The organism is Rhodococcus tukisamuensis NBRC 100609, from assembly GCF_001894985.1.
GTDB lineage: Bacteria > Actinomycetota > Actinomycetes > Mycobacteriales > Mycobacteriaceae > Rhodococcus_G > Rhodococcus_G tukisamuensis.
In genome coordinates, this window is sequence record NZ_BCXG01000016.1 from 25,458 (window position 1) to 42,971 (window position 17,514).

Annotated in this window: 28 protein-coding genes; 4 read left to right on the plus strand and 24 right to left on the minus strand. The window is 65.6% G+C overall.

Annotation, left to right across the window (positions count from 1 at the left end; genetic code table 11):
- Window positions 1-60: 60 nt before the first annotated feature.
- The 23 genes from RT2_RS16700 to rpsJ all read right to left on the minus strand — a co-directional run bounded on the left by RT2_RS16700 (window position 61) and on the right by rpsJ (window position 11,978).
- Window positions 61-606 carry an adenylate kinase gene (locus tag RT2_RS16700; protein ID WP_072845923.1) on the minus strand — a complete coding sequence of 182 codons (546 nt, stop codon included), beginning with the start codon at window positions 604-606 and terminating at the stop codon, window positions 61-63.
- Window positions 603-1,916 carry a preprotein translocase subunit SecY gene (secY, locus tag RT2_RS16705; RefSeq protein ID WP_072845924.1) on the minus strand — a complete coding sequence of 438 codons (1,314 nt, stop codon included), beginning with the start codon at window positions 1,914-1,916 and terminating at the stop codon, window positions 603-605. The genes RT2_RS16700 and secY overlap by 4 nt, the downstream gene beginning before the upstream one ends.
- A gap of 249 nt (window positions 1,917-2,165) precedes the next feature.
- Window positions 2,166-2,609 (minus strand): 50S ribosomal protein L15, encoded by a 444-nt coding sequence (rplO, locus tag RT2_RS16710; protein ID WP_072845925.1) that lies wholly within the window; start codon window positions 2,607-2,609, stop codon window positions 2,166-2,168.
- Between the two features lie 2 nt (window positions 2,610-2,611).
- On the minus strand, window positions 2,612-2,791 hold the full coding sequence (gene rpmD / locus RT2_RS16715) for a 50S ribosomal protein L30 (protein WP_072845926.1): 180 nt from the start codon (window positions 2,789-2,791) through the stop codon (window positions 2,612-2,614).
- Entirely contained in the window at window positions 2,791-3,447 is a 657-nt protein-coding gene (gene rpsE, locus RT2_RS16720; RefSeq protein WP_072845927.1) for a 30S ribosomal protein S5, read from the minus strand. Before rpsE ends, rpmD begins: the two co-directional genes overlap by 1 nt.
- A gap of 31 nt (window positions 3,448-3,478) precedes the next feature.
- Complete coding sequence (gene rplR, locus RT2_RS16725; protein ID WP_072845928.1) at window positions 3,479-3,886, minus strand: 50S ribosomal protein L18; 408 nt, start codon at window positions 3,884-3,886, stop codon at window positions 3,479-3,481.
- Between the two features lies 1 nt (window position 3,887).
- Complete coding sequence (gene rplF / locus RT2_RS16730) at window positions 3,888-4,427, minus strand: 50S ribosomal protein L6 (RefSeq protein ID WP_072845929.1); 540 nt, start codon at window positions 4,425-4,427, stop codon at window positions 3,888-3,890.
- Window positions 4,428-4,441: 14 nt separating this feature from the next.
- Window positions 4,442-4,840, minus strand: a complete 399-nt coding sequence (gene rpsH / locus RT2_RS16735) for a 30S ribosomal protein S8 (RefSeq protein WP_072845930.1) — start codon at window positions 4,838-4,840, stop codon at window positions 4,442-4,444.
- 153 nt (window positions 4,841-4,993) lie between these two features.
- Window positions 4,994-5,179 (minus strand): type Z 30S ribosomal protein S14, encoded by a 186-nt coding sequence (locus RT2_RS16740; protein ID WP_072845931.1) that lies wholly within the window; start codon window positions 5,177-5,179, stop codon window positions 4,994-4,996.
- A 3-nt stretch (window positions 5,180-5,182) separates the two neighbouring features.
- On the minus strand, window positions 5,183-5,749 hold the full coding sequence (gene rplE, locus RT2_RS16745; protein ID WP_072845932.1) for a 50S ribosomal protein L5: 567 nt from the start codon (window positions 5,747-5,749) through the stop codon (window positions 5,183-5,185).
- 1 nt (window position 5,750) lies between these two features.
- A complete protein-coding gene (gene rplX / locus RT2_RS16750; protein WP_072845933.1) occupies window positions 5,751-6,065 on the minus strand; it encodes a 50S ribosomal protein L24 in 315 nt (104 codons plus the stop codon).
- Window positions 6,065-6,433, minus strand: a complete 369-nt coding sequence (rplN, locus tag RT2_RS16755) for a 50S ribosomal protein L14 (RefSeq protein ID WP_072845934.1) — start codon at window positions 6,431-6,433, stop codon at window positions 6,065-6,067. Before rplN ends, rplX begins: the two co-directional genes overlap by 1 nt.
- A 256-nt stretch (window positions 6,434-6,689) precedes the next feature.
- The gene (gene rpsQ, locus RT2_RS16760; protein ID WP_072845935.1) at window positions 6,690-6,977 is read right to left on the minus strand and encodes a 30S ribosomal protein S17; all 288 of its coding nucleotides are present in this window, start codon (window positions 6,975-6,977) and stop codon (window positions 6,690-6,692) included.
- Window positions 6,974-7,210, minus strand: a complete 237-nt coding sequence (gene rpmC / locus RT2_RS16765) for a 50S ribosomal protein L29 (RefSeq protein WP_072845936.1) — start codon at window positions 7,208-7,210, stop codon at window positions 6,974-6,976. Before rpmC ends, rpsQ begins: the two co-directional genes overlap by 4 nt.
- Window positions 7,210-7,626, minus strand: coding sequence for a 50S ribosomal protein L16 (rplP, locus tag RT2_RS16770; protein ID WP_072845937.1), 417 nt, complete (start codon window positions 7,624-7,626; stop codon window positions 7,210-7,212). The genes rpmC and rplP overlap by 1 nt, the downstream gene beginning before the upstream one ends.
- 4 nt (window positions 7,627-7,630) lie before the next feature.
- Complete coding sequence (gene rpsC / locus RT2_RS16775; RefSeq protein WP_072845938.1) at window positions 7,631-8,437, minus strand: 30S ribosomal protein S3; 807 nt, start codon at window positions 8,435-8,437, stop codon at window positions 7,631-7,633.
- Window positions 8,437-8,841, minus strand: a complete 405-nt coding sequence (gene rplV / locus RT2_RS16780; RefSeq protein ID WP_072845939.1) for a 50S ribosomal protein L22 — start codon at window positions 8,839-8,841, stop codon at window positions 8,437-8,439. Before rplV ends, rpsC begins: the two co-directional genes overlap by 1 nt.
- Window positions 8,838-9,119, minus strand: coding sequence for a 30S ribosomal protein S19 (gene rpsS, locus RT2_RS16785; protein ID WP_003940820.1), 282 nt, complete (start codon window positions 9,117-9,119; stop codon window positions 8,838-8,840). The genes rplV and rpsS overlap by 4 nt, the downstream gene beginning before the upstream one ends.
- Before the next feature lie 18 nt (window positions 9,120-9,137).
- Window positions 9,138-9,977 (minus strand): 50S ribosomal protein L2, encoded by an 840-nt coding sequence (rplB, locus tag RT2_RS16790; protein WP_072845940.1) that lies wholly within the window; start codon window positions 9,975-9,977, stop codon window positions 9,138-9,140.
- Window positions 9,978-10,016: 39 nt separating this feature from the next.
- Complete coding sequence (rplW, locus tag RT2_RS16795) at window positions 10,017-10,322, minus strand: 50S ribosomal protein L23 (protein WP_072845941.1); 306 nt, start codon at window positions 10,320-10,322, stop codon at window positions 10,017-10,019.
- Window positions 10,319-10,999: a 50S ribosomal protein L4 gene (gene rplD, locus RT2_RS16800; RefSeq protein ID WP_072845942.1), complete on the minus strand. Its 681-nt coding sequence runs from the start codon at window positions 10,997-10,999 to the stop codon at window positions 10,319-10,321. Before rplD ends, rplW begins: the two co-directional genes overlap by 4 nt.
- A complete protein-coding gene (gene rplC, locus RT2_RS16805; protein ID WP_072845943.1) occupies window positions 10,996-11,652 on the minus strand; it encodes a 50S ribosomal protein L3 in 657 nt (218 codons plus the stop codon). The genes rplD and rplC overlap by 4 nt, the downstream gene beginning before the upstream one ends.
- 20 nt (window positions 11,653-11,672) lie before the next feature.
- On the minus strand, window positions 11,673-11,978 hold the full coding sequence (gene rpsJ, locus RT2_RS16810; protein ID WP_003938093.1) for a 30S ribosomal protein S10: 306 nt from the start codon (window positions 11,976-11,978) through the stop codon (window positions 11,673-11,675).
- A gap of 521 nt (window positions 11,979-12,499) precedes the next feature.
- On the opposite strand from rpsJ, the gene RT2_RS16815 reads away from it, so the two are divergent.
- Window positions 12,500-12,988 carry a hotdog fold domain-containing protein gene (locus RT2_RS16815; protein ID WP_072845944.1) on the plus strand — a complete coding sequence of 163 codons (489 nt, stop codon included), beginning with the start codon at window positions 12,500-12,502 and terminating at the stop codon, window positions 12,986-12,988.
- A 24-nt stretch (window positions 12,989-13,012) separates the two neighbouring features.
- Here RT2_RS16815 and RT2_RS16820 read toward each other — a convergent pair whose 3' ends face one another.
- A complete protein-coding gene (locus tag RT2_RS16820; protein WP_072845945.1) occupies window positions 13,013-13,804 on the minus strand; it encodes an oxygenase MpaB family protein in 792 nt (263 codons plus the stop codon).
- A gap of 542 nt (window positions 13,805-14,346) precedes the next feature.
- Here RT2_RS16820 and RT2_RS16825 point away from each other — a divergent pair.
- Genes RT2_RS16825 through RT2_RS16835 form a run of 3 tightly spaced genes read left to right on the plus strand, consistent with a single transcriptional unit; the run spans window position 14,347 to window position 17,032 of the window.
- Window positions 14,347-15,315, plus strand: coding sequence for an ATP-binding cassette domain-containing protein (locus RT2_RS16825; protein ID WP_072845946.1), 969 nt, complete (start codon window positions 14,347-14,349; stop codon window positions 15,313-15,315).
- On the plus strand, window positions 15,312-16,169 hold the full coding sequence (locus RT2_RS16830; protein WP_083577437.1) for an ABC transporter permease: 858 nt from the start codon (window positions 15,312-15,314) through the stop codon (window positions 16,167-16,169). The genes RT2_RS16825 and RT2_RS16830 overlap by 4 nt, the downstream gene beginning before the upstream one ends.
- Window positions 16,166-17,032, plus strand: a complete 867-nt coding sequence (locus tag RT2_RS16835) for an ABC transporter permease (protein ID WP_072845947.1) — start codon at window positions 16,166-16,168, stop codon at window positions 17,030-17,032. The genes RT2_RS16830 and RT2_RS16835 overlap by 4 nt, the downstream gene beginning before the upstream one ends.
- The last annotated feature ends 482 nt before the right edge of the window (window positions 17,033-17,514 follow it).

Sequence of the window (17,514 nt, forward strand, 5' to 3'; positions counted from 1 at the left end):
AAAACCTCTTACCTTGTACTTGTCGAGCTTGGAGTCTTGTCGAACTTGGACGAGCGGTGGCTACTTACCGAGTGCGGCGAGCGCGCGGGCGTTGACCTCGTCGACCTCGCCGACCGCGTCCACCGTGACGACGGTGCCCGCGTAGTGGTCGAGCAGCGGTGCGGTCTCCTCGCGGTAGACGCGCATCCGGTTGCGGATGACGTCCTCGGTGTCGTCGGCGCGGCCCCGGGCGAGCATGCGCTCGACCACGACGTCATCGGCGACGTCGAAGGCCAGCACCCCGTCCAGCTTGGCATCGAGGTCGGCGAGGATCTTCTCGAGCGCGAGCGCCTGGTCCACCGTGCGCGGGAAGCCGTCGAGCAGGAACCCGTTGACCGCGTCCGGCTCGGCCACGCGCGCCTTGACCATGTTGTTGGTGATCTCGCTGGGCACCAGGTCGCCGGCGTCCATGTACTTCTTCGCCTCGAGGCCGAGCGCGGTCTGCTGACCGATGTTCGCGCGGAACAGATCGCCCGTCGAGATGGCCGGAACGCCGAGCTTCTCCGACAGGATGGCGGCCTGAGTGCCCTTACCGGCACCGGGAGGACCAAGGAGGACAAGTCTCACTTGAGGAACCCTTCGTAGTTGCGCTGCATGAGTTGGCTCTCGATCTGCTTGACGGTGTCGAGGCCGACACTGACCAGAATCAGGACCGCCGCACCACCGAAGATGCTGCTACCCGACGCCCCCTGGGAGAGGAAGAGGTTCGGCAGCACTGCGATGAGACCGAGATAGATCGCGCCCGGCAGTGTGATGCGGCTGAGCACGTAGTTGAGGTAGTCCGCCGTCGGGCGGCCGGGGCGGATGCCCGGGATGAAGCCGCCGTACTTCTTCATCTCGTCCGCGCGCTCTTCAGGGTTGAAGGTGATCGCGACATAGAAGTAGGTGAAGAAGACGATGAGCAGGAAGTAGATGAGGATGTAGACCGGGTTCGACGGGTTCACCAGGTACTCCTGGATGATCCGCTGCCACCAATTCGGATCCGCGGCCGTGCTCGAACCGGTGAGCTGCGCGATCAGGTTCGGCAGGTACAGCAGCGAGGACGCGAAGATCACCGGGATGACGCCGGCCTGGTTGACCTTCAGCGGCAGGTACGTCGACGAGCCGCCGTACATCTTCCGGCCGACCATGCGCTTCGCGTACTGCACCGGGATGCGGCGCTGGCCCTGCTCGACGAACACCACGCCCGCGATCAGTGCGAGGACCGCCACCAGCACCAGGGCGAAGATGAGGCCGCCACGGCTGTCGAGGATGGCACCACCCTCCGAGGGAAGTCGCGAGGCGATGCCCGAGAAGATCAGCAGCGACATGCCGTTGCCGACGCCGCGCTCGGTGATCAGCTCGCCGAACCACATCACCAGGGCCGCACCGGCCGTCATCACCAGCACGATGATGACCAGACCGAAGATCGACTGGTCGTCGATGATCTCCTGCTGGCAACCCTGCAACAGCTGACCACGCGCCGCGAGCGCGACGATGCCGGTCGACTGGAGGATGGCGAGCGCGATCGAGAGGTAGCGCGTGTACTGCGTCATCTTGACCTGGCCCGATTCGCCCTCCTTGCGGAGTTCCTCGAACCTCGGGATGACCACGGTCAGCAACTGCACGATGATGCTTGCCGTGATGTACGGCATGATGCCGATCGCGAACACCGACAGCTGCAGCAACGCGCCACCGGAGAACAGGTTGATCAGCGAGTAGATACCCGCAGACTCACCGCCGGAGATCTGGTCGATACAGGCCGTGACGTTCGCATAGTTGACACCGGGCGACGGCAGTGTTGCACCGAAGCGGTACAAGGCGATCAGGCCCAGGGTGAAGAGGATCTTCCGCCTCAGGTCGGGAGTCCTGAAGGCCGAGACAAAGGCGGAAAGCAAAGATCCTCCTGGCACGACGGGTTGTCGCGAGCGATTTGCTCGGCTGGCTAGATGAACTCTAGAACACTAGCAGTGAGGGCACGGCGAGCAGCCCGGCATACACAGATTGGTCTGCCGTCAGCGCCGTACCTCGGGGCGCGCATCTTTGGCAACGCGGCCCGAAGTACGGACTATACAGAACGCCGATGGCCGCAGCACTGCCCTTGCGGACAGTGACTGCGGCCATCGGATATCCGGTTCAGAGACCGATCACAGCTCGGTGGTGGTCCCACCTGCAGCAGCGATCTTCTCCTTGGCGGAACCGGTGAACTTGTTCACGGTGACCTGAACGGCAACCGTGAGCTCTCCGTCGCCGAGAACCTTGACGAGCTCGTTCTTACGAACGGCGCCGGCCTCGACGAGCTCCTGAACACCGATCGTGCCGCCGTTCGGGAACAGTCGGGCGATGTCGCCGACGTTCACAACCTGGTACTCGGTGCGGAACGGGTTCTTGAAGCCCTTGAGCTTGGGCAGACGCATGTGCAGCGGCATCTGTCCACCCTCGAAGGCGGCCGGCACGTTCTTACGAGCCTTGGTGCCCTTGGTACCGCGACCCGCGGTCTTGCCACGCTTGCCGCCCTCACCACGACCGACGCGAATCTTGTCGGACTTGGATCCCGGTGCGGGGCGCAGGTGGTGCAGTTTGATGGTCATGGTTAGACCTCCTCAACGGTTACGAGGTGGCGCACCACGTTGATCAGACCGCGGTTCTGTGCGTTGTCCTCACGAACAACGGTCTGACGGATGCCCTTGAGACCGAGCGTGCGCAGAGAATCCTTCTGGTTCTGCTTGGTCCCGATGGTGCTCTTGATCTGGGTGACCTTGAGATCTGCCATTACTTCACACTCCCAGCCTGTGCGCGAGCGCGCAGCATGCCGGCGGGGGCAACCTCTTCGAGGGTCAGGCCGCGGCGAGCCGCAACTTCCTCGGGACGCTGCAGACCCTTGAGCGCAGCAACGGTCGCGTGAACGACGTTGATGGCGTTGTCGCTACCGAGCGACTTCGACAGGATGTCCGCGATACCCGCGCACTCCAGCACGGCACGCACCGCGCCACCGGCAATGACACCGGTACCCGGGCTGGCCGGACGGAGCATGACCACACCGGCCGCCGCCTCACCCTGGATCGGGTGGGTGATGGTGGAGCCGATCATCGGGACGCGGAAGAAGCTCTTGCGAGCCTCCTCGACACCCTTCTGGATGGCCGCGGGAACTTCCTTGGCCTTGCCGTAGCCGACGCCGACGAGTCCGTTGCCGTCGCCCACGATCACCAGAGCGGTGAAGCTGAAGCGACGACCACCCTTGACGACCTTGGAGACACGGTTGATGGTGACAACGCGCTCGATGAAGTTCGACTTCTCGGCCGACTGGCCACCGCGACGATCGTCACGGCCGCCGCCACGACGGTCGCCGCCGCCACGGTTGTCCCCGGTGTTGGGGCCATTCTGTCCGGCGGGTCCGCTGCCGCCGTCACGCCTCTGACGTCCCGGCATCAGACTGTCCTTCCGTTCGAAATGTTGGTCATCAGAACTTCAACCCGCTTTCGCGGGCTGCATCCGCGAGTGCCGCGATGCGACCGTGGTAGCCGTGTCCACCGTGGTCGAAGACCACAGCTTCGATGCCGGCGGCCTTGGCGCGCTCGGCGATCAGCTGACCCACCTTGGCGCTGAGGGCCTTCTTGTCGCCCTCCGCGCCACGGATGTCGGCCTCGATGGTCGACGCCGCCGCCAGCGTGTGGCCGGCGAGGTCGTCCACGAGCTGCACGTGGATGTGGCGAGAAGACCGGTTGACGACCAGGCGAGGACGCTCGGGCGTGCCGGAGATCTTCTTGCGAAGACGGAAGTGACGACGCGTCTTCGCGAGACGACGCGTGGTGGACGCATCCTTGCCCAGCGGAATCCGCTTGGCTTTCTGGTTTGCAGTCTGGCTCATATCACTTACCCGTCTTTCCGACCTTGCGGCGGATCTGCTCACCCTCGTAGCGAACGCCCTTGCCCTTGTAGGGGTCGGGGCGACGCAGACGACGGATGTTGGCCGAGATCTGGCCGACCTTCTGCTTGTCGATGCCGGACACCGAGAACCGGGTGGGCGACTCGACCACGAAGGTGATGCCCTCCGGCGCCTCGATCGGCACGGGGTGGCTGTAGCCCAGGGCGAACTCGAGGTCCTTGCCCTTCAGTGCGACGCGGTAGCCGACGCCGTGAATCTCCATCTTGGTGGTGTAACCCTCGGTGACACCGGTGATGAGGTTCGCGACCAGGGTGCGCGAGAGGCCGTGCAGCGCGCGGCTGCGACGCTCGTCGTCCGGACGGGTGACCAGAACGGCACCGTCCTCGCCCTTGGTGACGGCGATCGGCTCGGAGACCGTCAGCGAGAGGGCGCCCTTGGGGCCCTTCACCGAGATGTCCTGACCATCGATGGTGACGTCAACGCCCGCGGGGACGGTGACCGGAATCTTTCCAATACGCGACATTGTGGTGGCCTCCCTTACCAGACGTAGGCGAGGACTTCGCCGCCCACGCCCTGCTTGGCCGCCTGACGATCCGTGAGCAGGCCGGATGACGTGGAGATGATCGCCACGCCGAGGCCGCCCAGGACCTTGGGCAGGTTGGTGGACTTCGCGTAAACCCGGAGACCGGGCTTGGAAACGCGCCGGACGCCCGCGAGGCTGCGCTCTCGGCTGGGTCCGTACTTCAGGTCGACGATGAGGGTCTTGCCCACCTCGGCGTCCTCGGTACGGAAGTCGGAGATGTAACCCTCGCGCTTGAGGATCTCGGCGATGTTCGCCTTGATCTTCGAGTGGGGAAGCTTCACCTCGTCGTGAAACGCCGTGTTGGCGTTGCGCAGACGAGTCAAGAAGTCTGCGATCGGATCGGTCATGGTCATAGGGGTGACCTGTTCACCTTTCTCGCAGTGGTTCCCATGCAACACCGTTCCGTGGCCGGTGACCTCTCGGTCACCGGCCACGGCCGGCCGTGGGCCTACCGCGAAGGGGTTTTCCTATTGAACTGGCTCACGGCTGCGAGCCAGAAGTCTGTGCTACCAGGAGCTCTTGTGAACGCCGGGCAGCTCGCCCGCGTGGGCCATCTCGCGCAGGCAGATTCGGCACAGGCCGAACTTGCGGAACACCGAGTGGGGCCGGCCGCACCGCTGGCAGCGGGTGTAGGCGCGCACCGCGAACTTCGGCTTCTTGTTGGCCTTGTTGACCAGTGCCTTCTTCGCCATGGCTCAGTTCTCCTTGAACGGGAAGCCGAGGTGCTTGAGCAGGGCACGGCCTTCTTCGTTGTTGGTGGCGGTCGTCACGACGGTGATGTCCATACCGCGCGGGCGATCGATCTTGTCCACATCGATCTCGTGGAACATCGACTGCTCGTTGAGACCGAAGGTGTAGTTGCCGTTGCCGTCGAACTGCGTGCCCGACAGGCCGCGGAAGTCCCTGATACGGGGCAGCGCGATGGACACGAGACGGTCCAGGAACTCCCACATGCGGTCGCCACGGAGGGTGACGCGCGCGCCGATGGGCATGCCCTCGCGGAGCTTGAACTGCGCGATGGACTTGCGAGCCTTGCGGATCTCCGGCTTCTGGCCGGTGATCAGCTCGAGGTCGGTGACCGCACCGTTGATGAGCTTCGCGTCACGGGCGGCGTCGCCGACACCCATGTTGACGACGACCTTGACGACGCCGGGGATCTGCATGACGTTCGCGTAGGCGAACTCCGCGTTCAGCGCGTCCTTGATCTCCGCGCGGTAGCGGGCCTTCAGACGCGGCTGGATCTTGTTCTCAGTGCTAGTCATCTCAGATGTCCTTCCCGTTCTTACGGGAGATCCGAACCCGCTTGCCGTTGTCATCGGTCCGGTAACCCACGCGAGTGGCGTTGCCGTCCGAGTCCACGACCTGCACGTTCGAGACGTGGATCGGGGCCTCCTGCGTGACGATGCCGCCGACGGAGGCGCCACGCTCGTTCGCGGAGACCGCGGTGTGCTTCTTGATCCGGTTCACGCCCTCGACGAGGACCTTGTCGGTCGCGGGGAAGGCCTTGATGACCTTGCCCTTCGCGCCCTTGTCCTTGCCGGCGATGACCAGAACGGTGTCACCCTTGTGCACCTTCATCACAGCACCTCCGGGGCGAGCGAGACGATCTTCATGAACTTCTTGTCGCGCAGCTCGCGGCCGACGGGGCCGAAGATGCGGGTACCGCGGGGATCGTGGTCAGGCTTGATGAGAACGGCAGCGTTCTCATCGAACTTGATGTACGAACCGTCCGGACGGCGACGCTCCTTGGTGGTGCGAACGATGACCGCCTTGACGATCTCGCCCTTCTTGATGTTGCCACCGGGGATGGCGTCCTTGACGGTTCCGACGATGATGTCGCCGATCCCGGCGTAGCGACGAGACGATCCGCCGAGAACGCGGATGCAGAGAATCTCCTTGGCACCCGTGTTGTCGGCGACACGCAGTCGCGACTCCTGCTGGATCACTGATCTCTCCTAAGACCTGGATTTTCTTACGCAGCGGATACCGACCCGATGCGCGCGGCCTGTTGCCCCACCCACCCGCATGCGGACACGCGGAGGCACAGGCAACCGCTCTAGTGTAGGGAACTGCAGGGCCGATGCCAAATCGACCCCACTCCCCCGCACCCGAGCTGACCTGGCGCCGGCGTCGGTAAACCACTCTGAAATGGCAGCGGCCCGCCCCCGACGGGGAGCGGGCCGCTGCACGGTACTGCTGTTCCTACTTGGCCTTCTCGAGCACCTCGACCAGACGCCAGCGCTTGGTCGCCGACAGCGGTCGGGTCTCCATCAGCTGGACGCGGTCGCCGACGCCGGCGACGCTGTTCTCGTCGTGCGCCTTGACCTTGGTGGTACGGCGGATGATCTTGCCGTAGAGCGGGTGCTTGACCCGGTCCTCGAGCTCGACCACGATGGTCTTCTCCATCTTGTCGGAGACCACGTAGCCGATGCGGGTCTTGCGCATGCCGCGCTCTTCACTCACTGCGCTGTCCTTCTGGTTCTCACTCATGCCGCGTCACCCGCATCGGGTCCGGCGGCGAGACCGAGCTCACGCTCACGCATGACGGTGTAGACACGCGCGATCTCGTGGCGGACGGTCCGCAGACGACGGTTGTTGTCCAACTGACCGGTCGCCATCTGGAAGCGCAGGTTGAACAGCTCTTCCTTCGACTCGCGGAGCCGGGTGACCAGCTCCTCTTCCGTGAGCTCGCGGAGCTCTGCGGCTGGGGTTCCAGTAGCCATCAGAACTGCTCCTCCCTCGTGACGATCCGGCACTTGCAGGGGAGCTTGTGCATCGCGCGGGTCAGGGCCTCGCGAGCAGTCTCCTCGTTGGGGTACGTCATCTCGAACATGACGCGGCCCGGCTTGACGTTCGCGATCCACCACTCGGGCGAACCCTTACCGGAACCCATTCGGGTCTCGGCAGGCTTCTTCGTGAGCGGGCGATCCGGGAAGATGTTGATCCAGATCTTGCCGCCACGCTTGATGTGGCGCGTCATCGCGATACGAGCGGACTCGATCTGACGGTTGGTGATGTAGGCGGGCTCGAGAGCCTGGATGCCGTAGTCACCGAAGGTCACCTGGGTGCCACCCTTGGCAGCACCGGTACGGCTCGGGTGGTGCTGCTTGCGGTGCTTGACCCGACGGGGGATCAACATAGCGTCAGCCCTCCTGATTCGTGTCGGTGGAAACCGGAGCGTCAGCGGTCGCGGTTGCGGCGCGACCGGCCTCGGTGCTGGTCGCGGTGGTGCCCGAGGCACCGGAGCGACGCGGACGCGAGGGACGCTCGCGGCGCGGGCGGTCGCCGGCCGGGGCTGCGCTGGCGGTGACCTCACGCTTGCCGCCGACGATGTCGCCCTTGTAGATCCAGACCTTCACGCCGATGCGGCCGAAGGTGGTCTTGGCCTCGTAGAGCCCGTAGTCGATGTCCGCACGCAGCGTGTGCAGCGGAACCCGACCCTCGCGGTAGAACTCCGAGCGGGACATCTCGGCACCGCCGAGACGACCGGAGCACTGCACCCGGATGCCCTTGACGTTGGGCTGACGCATCGCAGACTGGATTGCCTTACGCATGGCGCGACGGAACGCGACACGGTTCGACAGCTGCTCGGCGACACCCTGGGCCACGAGCTGGGCCTCGGCCTCGGCGTTCTTGACCTCGAGGATGTTCAGCTGAACCTGCTTGCCGGTCAGCTTCTCCAGCTCGGCGCGGATGCGATCGGCCTCGGCGCCGCGGCGGCCGATGACGATGCCCGGACGAGCGGTGTGGATGTCGACGCGAACCCGGTCACGGGTGCGCTCGATCTCCACCTTCGCGATGCCGGCCCGCTCCATGCCCGTGGCGAGGAGCTTGCGGATGGCGACATCTTCCTTGACGTACTCCGCGTACTGCTTGTCTGCGTACCAGCGAGACTTCCAGTCGGTCGTAATGCCGAGGCGGAAGCCGTGCGGGTTGATTTTCTGGCCCACTATCGAGCACTTCCCTTCCGGCGATTACGGGTCGCGGCGCCGGCCTTGGGCAGGCTCTCCACGATGACCGTGATGTGGCTGGTGCGCTTGCGGATCCGGAACGCACGTCCCTGTGCACGCGGCTGGAACCGCTTGAGGGTCGCACCCTCGTCCACGTACGCCGTCGCAACGACGAGCGTGCTGGGGTCCAGGTCCAGGTTGTTCTCGGCGTTCGCAGCTGCGCTGGCGATCACCTTCGCAACCGGCTCGCTGGCGGCCTGCGGCGCGAACCGCAGGATGTTCAGCGCGTCCTCGACCGAGCGCCCGCGAACCAGGTCCACGACACGACGCGCCTTCATCGGCGTCACGCGCACGTGGCGCGCGATTGCCTTGGCGGTCGGGTTGGCGGTTTCGGTGTTACTCATCGCCTCTTCGCCTTCCGATCATCCTTGATGTGACCCTTGAACGTGCGGGTCGGTGCGAACTCTCCGAGCTTGTGTCCAACCATCGAGTCGGAGACAAACACGGGAACGTGCTTACGGCCGTCGTGCACCGCGAACGTGTGCCCGATGAAATCCGGGATGATCGTGGAACGACGGGACCAGGTCTTGATGACCTGCTTGGTTCCCTTCTCGTTCTGCACGTCCACCTTCGCAAGGAGGTGGTCATCGACGAACGGGCCCTTCTTAAGGCTGCGTGGCATCCTTCACTCCCTCCTTGACTAGCGCTTGTTCTTGCCGGAACGGCGGCGACGGACGATGAGCTTGTCGCTCGGCTTGTTGGGCTTGCGGGTACGGCCCTCAGGCTGTCCCCACGGGCTGACCGGGTGGCGACCACCGGAGGTCTTGCCCTCGCCACCACCGTGCGGGTGGTCGACCGGGTTCATCACGACACCACGGACGGTCGGGCGCTTGCCCTTCCAGCGCATGCGGCCGGCCTTGCCCCAGTTGATGTTCGACTGCTCGGCGTTGCCGACCTCGCCGACCGACGCGCGGCAACGCACGTCGACGCGACGGATCTCACCGGACGGCATACGCAGGGTCGCGTACGCGCCCTCCTTGCCCAGCAGCTGGATGCTGGCACCGGCGGAGCGGGCCATCTTGGCGCCGCCACCCGGACGCAGCTCCACCGCATGCACGGTGGTACCGGTCGGGATGTTGCGCAGCGGCAGGTTGTTGCCCGGCTTGATGTCGGCTCCGACACCGGACTCGACCTTCGCGCCCTGCTTGAGGTCCTTCGGCGCGATGATGTAGCGCTTCTCACCGTCGGCGTAGTGCAGCAGGGCGATGTTCGCCGTGCGGTTGGGGTCGTACTCGATGTGAGCGACCTTGGCCGGCACGCCGTCCTTGTCGTTACGACGGAAATCGATCAGCCGGTAGGCGCGCTTGTGGCCGCCACCCTTGTGTCGAGTGGTGATTCGACCGTGGGCGTTACGACCACCGCGACCATGCAGCGGGCGAATAAGCGACTTCTCGGGAGTCGACCGAGTGATCTCGGCGAAGTCCGAGACGCTCGAGCCACGACGGCCCGGGGTAGTCGGCTTGTACTTACGGATTGCCATGAGTCTTCTCGTCCTCTATGTCTCGTCAAGTCCCGGCGCTTACGCGACCGGTCCTCCGAAGATCTCGATGGGCTTGCTGTCGGCCGAGAGGGTCACGAGCGCGCGCTTGGTGTCCTTGCGCTTGCCGAAACCGAACTTCGTCCGCTTGCGCTTGCCCTGACGGTTGGCCGTGTTGACGCTGGTCACCTTGACGCCGAAGACCTTCTCGACGGCAATCTTGATCTGCGTCTTGTTCGAGTCCGGGTGCACCAGGAAGGTGTAAGTACCCTCCTCGATCAGTCCGTAGGACTTCTCGGAGATCACCGGGGCCAGCAAGATGTCGCGGGGGTCAGCGATGGTGCTCACTTGCTCTCCTCCTTGCTGTCTGCCTGGGCGGACTCGGCCGGCCCGTGGATGAACGCGTTGAGCGCCTCGACGCTGAACACGACATCGTCGCTGTTGAGCACGTCGTACGTGTTCAGCTGGTCGGGTGCGATGGGGTGCACGCCTTCCAGGTTGTGCACGCTCTTCCAGGCTGCGATGTCCTCGCGGCCCACGACGAGCAGGACCTTCTTGCGATCGGAGATCTCGCCGAGGAACTTCTTCGCGCCCTTGGTGGACGGAGTCTGCCCGGCGACGAGCTCGGTGATCACGTGGATGCGCTCGTTGCGTGCCCGGTCGGAGAGTGCACCGCGCAGGGCGGCGGCAATCATCTTCTTGGGCGTGCGCTGCGCGTAGTTGCGCGGCTGCGGGCCGTGCACGATGCCACCACCGGCGAACTGCGGAGCGCGGGTCGAACCCTGACGGGCGCGGCCGGTGCCCTTCTGGCGGTACGGCTTCTTGCCACCACCGCGAACCTCGCCGCGGGTCTTGGTGGAGTGCGTGCCCTGACGTGCCGCAGCGAGCTGCGCGACGACGACCTGGTGCATCAGCGAGATGTTGGCCGTCACGTCGAAGAGCTCGGCGGGAAGGTCGACGGTCCCGTTGGTGCCGCCGTCGGCGGTGCGGACGTCGAGGGTCAGCTTGGTTGCGGTCTCGGTCATGCGGACGCACCACCCTTCACTGCGGTCTTGACGATCACGAGGCCACCCTTGCGGCCCGGGATCGCACCCTTGATGAGCAGCAGACCGTTCTCGGCATCCACCTTGTGGACCGAGAGGTTCTGCGTCGTGATGCGGTCGCTACCCATGCGACCCGCCATGCGCATGCCCTTGAACACGCGGCCGGGGGTGGCGCAACCACCGATGGAACCGGGGCGACGGTGCACGGCCTGGGTGCCGTGCGAGGCGCCCTGACCCTTGAAGCCGTGACGCTTCATGACACCGGCGTAGCCCTTGCCCTTGCTGGTGCCGGTGACGTCGACGTAGCCGCCGTCCTCGAACAGCTCGGCGGTGAGCTCCTGGCCGACCTCGTACTCGGAGGTGTCGGCAACGCGGAGCTCGACGACGTGGCGACGCGGGGTGACGCCGGCCTTGGCGAACTGGCCGGCCTCCGGCTTGTTCACCTTGCGCGGGTCGATGGCGCCGAACGCGAGCTGCACGGCGCTGTAGCCGTCACGCTCTTCGGTACGGATCTGGGTGACGACGTTGGGCCCAGCCTTGACGACGGTCACCGGGACGACCCGGTTGTTCTCGTCGAAGACCTGGGTCATGCCGAGCTTCGTGCCCAGGATTCCCTTGATCTTGTTCTCAGTCATTGTTTTTGTCTCCGCCGCGCTCACTGGATGTTGACATCAACGCTGGCCGGCAGATCGATGCGCATGAGGGCATCGACTGTCTTGGGCGTCGGGTCGAGGATGTCAATCAGCCGCTTGTGGGTACGCATCTCGAAGTGCTCGCGCGAGTCCTTGTACTTGTGCGGCGAGCGGATGACGCAGTACACATTCTTTTCGGTCGGCAACGGCACCGGTCCAACGACACGGGCCCCGGTACGGGTCACCGTCTCGACGATCTTGCGCGCTGACGCATCGATCGCCTCATGGTCGTAGGCCTTGAGCCTGATGCGGATCTTCTGTCCCGCCACGCTTGTGTCCTCTTCCTTGCCGAATAGGCCCTTGTAGACCCGGGGGGCTACTTCGTTCACGTAGACCCGGCTGGGGCTACCTCGTCTGCACAGTTCCTGCCCAGCCCATGAGTGTCCGAACGTTGGCGATCGCAAAAGAATCCGATCCCGATCGAAAGAATCCGATCCGCTGCCGCTGTTCATCTGTCATGGATCTCCGACACACGCGGTCGGGCGTGTCGCCCTCCCACTCATTCTCCGATCCACGCTTTCGCGCCGATCTGAAAAATGTGCACCGGATGCGCTCGTAATGAGCACCTGGTGGTACTGCTTCCGTCTTGCACTGGTTCTGACCAGGCCTCCCGGGACTTTCATCCCTGGCACGCCGGGTGCATGACCCTCACTCGCCCGACGCAGGCCGCAAAACAGCACGTCCCGGGTCAAGGCAACCTGAACAGTATGCCGCAGACCGGCAACGAGTTCAACTCCTCGCCGACGCCGACTGGGTCACGTCAACCTTACTCCAGAGTAAGGTTGACGGCATGGCCACCCAGCCCCCCTCCCCCAGCCCGACGTACCGCAGCTGGCTCCGACTGCCGGACAACGCACTTCGCCCCGCACTGTTCTCACTGGGCATGTGCGCCCGGGTGCCGTACTTCGCAACCGTGCTCCCCCGCGTCACCGCGCTCGAGCCCGGGCGATGCGAGGTGCGGGCCCCTAAATGGTGGGGCGTGCACAACCACATCGGGACGTTCCACGCGATCGCCGCCTGCAATCTCGCCGAGGCCGCCATGGGCATGCTCGCCGAGGCGACCGTCCCCACCACGCACCGCTGGATCCCGAAGGCGATGAACACCCGGTACCTGGCCAAGGCCGAGTCCGGGCTGCGCGCGGTCGCGTCGTTGTCGGCACTGCCCCGGTTCGAGGAGATCACCTCCGGCGCCGAGCTCACCGTGCCGGTCTCGATCTACGACAAGTCCGGCACCGAGGTGGTGCACGCCGACATCACCGTCTGGCTGACGCCCGCCTGACCAGGCGGCCGCCGGCACCCGCGGTCAGGCCTCGATGCCGCCGCGGGTGCGCAGCCGGCGGCGCATGTCCCACAGGTAGACGGTCTTGGGCGCGTGCCGCACCCCGGCGGGGATCCGCGGGTACACCCACGAGAGCAGCGTCATCACCCGCTCGAACCGGCGCTGGTCCCGCGCTGTCCACGGCAACTCGAACTTCTCGCGCAGCTGCGCCGGCAACAACCCGGTGGTGAGCCAGCGGTACGCCGGCAGGTTCCAGCGGATCAGCATCGGCGCCTTCACCGGATGGAACAGGTCCCGGGAGGTCGCCCGCACCTGTGCGTCCACCTCGACACGGTCGAGCTCTTCCTTCCAATAGGCGGCAAACGCGGCGCGGTCGCGCGGCCACATCCCGGCCGGCACCTGCAGCGCGGTCCCGAGCACCGCGTACTCCCGGTACAGCGCGTCCGCATTCGCCTCGTCGAGCCGGCCGAAGAGCCGCTCGTAGAGGCTCACCGCACTCTCGTAGAGCGTCGCCGCCACCCACAGCTGCAGTTCGGGGTCGAAGGCGTTGTAGTTCTCCGCACGAACCTTCGCGTGCGCCTTGTTCACCATCCGCACCACCGCGGCGCGCTCGGCCTCGGTCCCGTAGACCACCGCATAGATGTACGTCATCGTGGTCCGCAGCCGGTCGACCGCGCGATAGGCGAAGTCGCTGTGGTCCGCGACGCCGTGCCCGACGCCCTCGTTGGCAATCTGCAGCAGGATCGCCCGGCCGCCGGCGGCGAGCATGACGCCCTCGCCGGCGAGATCCTCGATGTGTACGGCGCGACGGCTCATGCGATTGATGAAACCACAGCAGTTCTCGGTTCACCAGCATCCGGACGAAACCGCCGCATCAAGACTCTCAACTGCAGCAACACGATCATCTCCACCGCACACATAGGAGATTCACCGTTAACTTCTTACATCCGACACGGTCAGTCGGCGGACGCGGACGCCTTGCGAGGGTTCCCCCGGGGGTTCGGGACCGGGTGCGTGCGGACGCCCCGGACGACACCCCTGCTACGACTTGACCACCTCAGGTGACTCGAATCGGTGGCGCCGGCGCCGGCGCCGACCAGGAATCGGGCAAGCAGCGTCACCCAGTGACATTCGGACCGGGTTCGATTCGACCCACCGTGTCCTTGCCCACCACACGCAGTGATTCCTGCCATTCGGCGAGAGTGTGCACGCCGGCTGGGCCGACCGCGTACAGGACATTCAGTGCCTATCGATCTGCACCCGCCGAGTGTTACCAACCTGTTCGCCACCAGCCGAACCCGCCGGATTCACAGCCCGGACAGCCTCCGCATACAGCTACCCATGACATACTCGCGGGCATGCCTTCACCCCACTCTGCGGTCCTCGTCGAGGGAATCCGCAAGTCCTTCGGTGACGTGAAAGCGCTTCAGGGGGTCAGCTTCGAGGTGCCGCGCGGCACTGTGCTCGGGATTCTCGGGCCGAACGGCGCTGGTAAGACGACCACGGTCAACGTGCTCTCCACCTTGCTGCGCCCCGATTCCGGACGCGCGCTGGTCGCCGGCCACGACGTGGCGACCCAGGGCGCCTCGGTTCGGCGTTCGATCATGATGACGGGCCAGTACGCCGCCCTCGACGAATCGCTCAACGGCCGGGAGAATCTCATTCTCTTCGGCCGACTGATGGGCCTGAATCGGCAGGCCGCCAAGTCTCGGGCCGAAGAGTTGCTGAATCAGTTCGACCTCGTCTATGCCGCGGAACGCAAGGTGTCCGGCTACTCCGGCGGCATGCGCCGGCGAGTGGACATCGCCTGCGGGCTGGTGACCCGCCCCGAGGTGGTGTTCCTCGACGAGCCGACCACCGGCCTGGACCCGCGCAGCCGCCAGGGAGTGTGGACACTGGTGCAAGACCTCAAGAACGAGGGCATCACCGTCCTCCTGACCACCCAGTACCTCGAGGAAGCCGACGTCCTCAGCGACAACATCGTCGTGATCGACAAGGGCACCGTGATCGCCGAGGGCACAGCGGACCAGCTCAAGGAACGGACCGGCGGCAGCTTCTGCGAGGTCGTCCCGATGCGACTCGAGGACCTGCCGAGGGTCTACGCGGTCCTCACCAGCCTCGCCCCCCCGGAGTACATCACCGAGACCGGTCACGACCGGCTGTCGATTCCCGCGCAGTACGGGGCCCAGACGCTGGCCGAGGCGCTGCGTCGGCTCGACATCGCCAGGATCCCACTGGCGGACATCGCGCTGCGCCGACCGTCGCTCGACGACGTCTTCCTGGCCCTGACGGGCAAACCCCAGGTCTCCGAGGACGAGGAGTCATGACCGCGATCACGGCCGGCACCACCAGAACCTCGGACGAGGGCCGACCGCCGGAGCCACGTTCGAGGGCTGTCGCGCGGACCGGCCGCCACCGTCGGCCCGAACTGTCGAGCGTGCAGCAATGGCTGGCGCTGTCCGGCCGAAGCCTGCGCAGCATGTGGACCACCGGGCAGTTCCTCATCGCCGTGCTGGCCCCCGCCATCTTCACCATCGGCTTCTACCTGCCGTTGCGGCTGGTGATGCGATTCCAGGGCATCGACTACGCACAGTTCGTGATGCCGATCATCGTCCTGCAGGCAATGGCCTTCACCGCCATCTCGGCCGCCGGTCGGGCTGCCCTCGAGGCATCGAACGGCATGAACGACCGGTTCCAGACGATGCCGATCTTCGCCGGCGTGCCGCTGATGTCCAGGATGACCGCCGCGCTGGTGCACTGCACGGTCTCGTTGATGGCCGCGCTCGTGTACGGCTACATGATCGGCTTCCGATTCGATGGCAGCACCAGCAACACCCTGCTGTTCCTCGGAATGTCCCTGGCGATCGCGATGACGTTGTCCTTGATGGGTGACCTGATCGGCACCCTGAGCAAGAGCCCGGCAATGACCAGTCAGGCGCTGACGCTGCCGCAGCTGATCCTCGGCATGTTCTCGGCCGGCTTCGTGCCCGTCGCACAGTTCCCGAGTTGGTCGCAGTGGTTCGTCCGAAACCAGCCGATCTCCCAGTTCGCCATTTCCATGCGGGACATCGCCGCCGGCACGATCACCATGCACGTGCTCACGCCGGCCCTGCTGTGGTGTGCAGGGCTTGCACTGGTGTTCGCTCCGCTGACGGTGTGGGCGAGTGTGAGGCGAGGATGACCGACCTCCACTCCGCCCCCGCGCCGGCAGTAGCGCCTGAGTCGGTGGCGCTCCGTTTCCCGGTGCCCACCGAGGTGTACCCCGAGACGTCGTGGAAGGCGCTCGTCACCCACAGCAAGATCCAGACCTGGCGACTGCTCCTGAGGTCGGCCAAGGACCCATTCACCATGCTGCAGGCCATCGTCTACCCGTCGGTCATGCTGGTGATGTTCTGGGCGGTGCTGGGGATCTCGGTCACCAAGGCCACCGGCGTCAACAGCGTCTACGGGTACGCCCCGATGCTTGCCCTGGTCGGCGCGATGTTCGGGTCGATGGCCAGCGGCCTCCACCTCAAGGAGGAATGGCGCAAGGGCCTGTTGGCTCGGTTCTGGATCCTGCCCACCCACCGGGCCGCGGGTATGGTCAGTCGGCTGATCTCCGAGGCCGTGCGGATCGTGTTGACCACCGTGCTGATCATGTTGGTCGGCGTACTTCTCGGCTTCCGATTCGGCCAGGGATTCCTGGCAGGTGTGCTGCTGCTGCTGGTCCCGCTGCTGATGGGTGTGGGGTTCGCGACCATGGTCACCGCGCTGTCGGTGAACTTCGCCAAGCTGCCGCTGGTGGAACTGCTGTCCCTCGTCTGCACTCTGCTCATGTTCTTCAATTCGGGCTTCGTGCCGACCGCCGCCTATCCGGTCTGGCTGCAGGGTTTCGTCGAGAACCAACCGATGTCCACCGCCATCGACGCGATGCGTGGCCTCAGTCTCGGCGGGCCGGTAGCCGAGCCGCTGATCAAGACCGCGCTGTGGTCGCTCGGCGCGATCGCCATTTTCGCCTGGCCCGCAATCAACGGCTACAAGCGCGCCGCCGGAACGCCCATCTGATCCAGCCAGACGCCCCGTCCCCTCGGATGCGGGGTGACACGGGCCCGGGAGAGCCGCCGGTTGCCGCGGGGTGTTCGCCGATCCGCGCTGAGGCGGCCCGGACGGCGGCTGCGCCCACGCCGGAGGTCGAGTAACCGCCCCGGCAGACTTCGCGCGCAGCGCCGAGAGAGCCGGATGCGCGAGGGCCGGGGCGGTGACGGTCGGCGCGCATGTCTGCGCCGAGAAGTGGACCCGCGCTGCGTCGACGGTGCCGGTATCGATGAGATCCTGGCGTGGCTGGAGCCGCGAGTCCAGGCCGATCCGTTTGTTCCGGCGGCGTCCACACCGCGTGCCGCTCGACCTCGATGCCCGCCGTGGACTCTGCAGGTACCTTCGGGCCTGCACTGCGTCGAGGGCTTGCCGGACGGCGCTGTCGTCGCTCTGCTGACGTCTCACCCCTGCGCGAGCCACGGCCTCCGCTGGGCATGTCGCAGCGTCGTTCA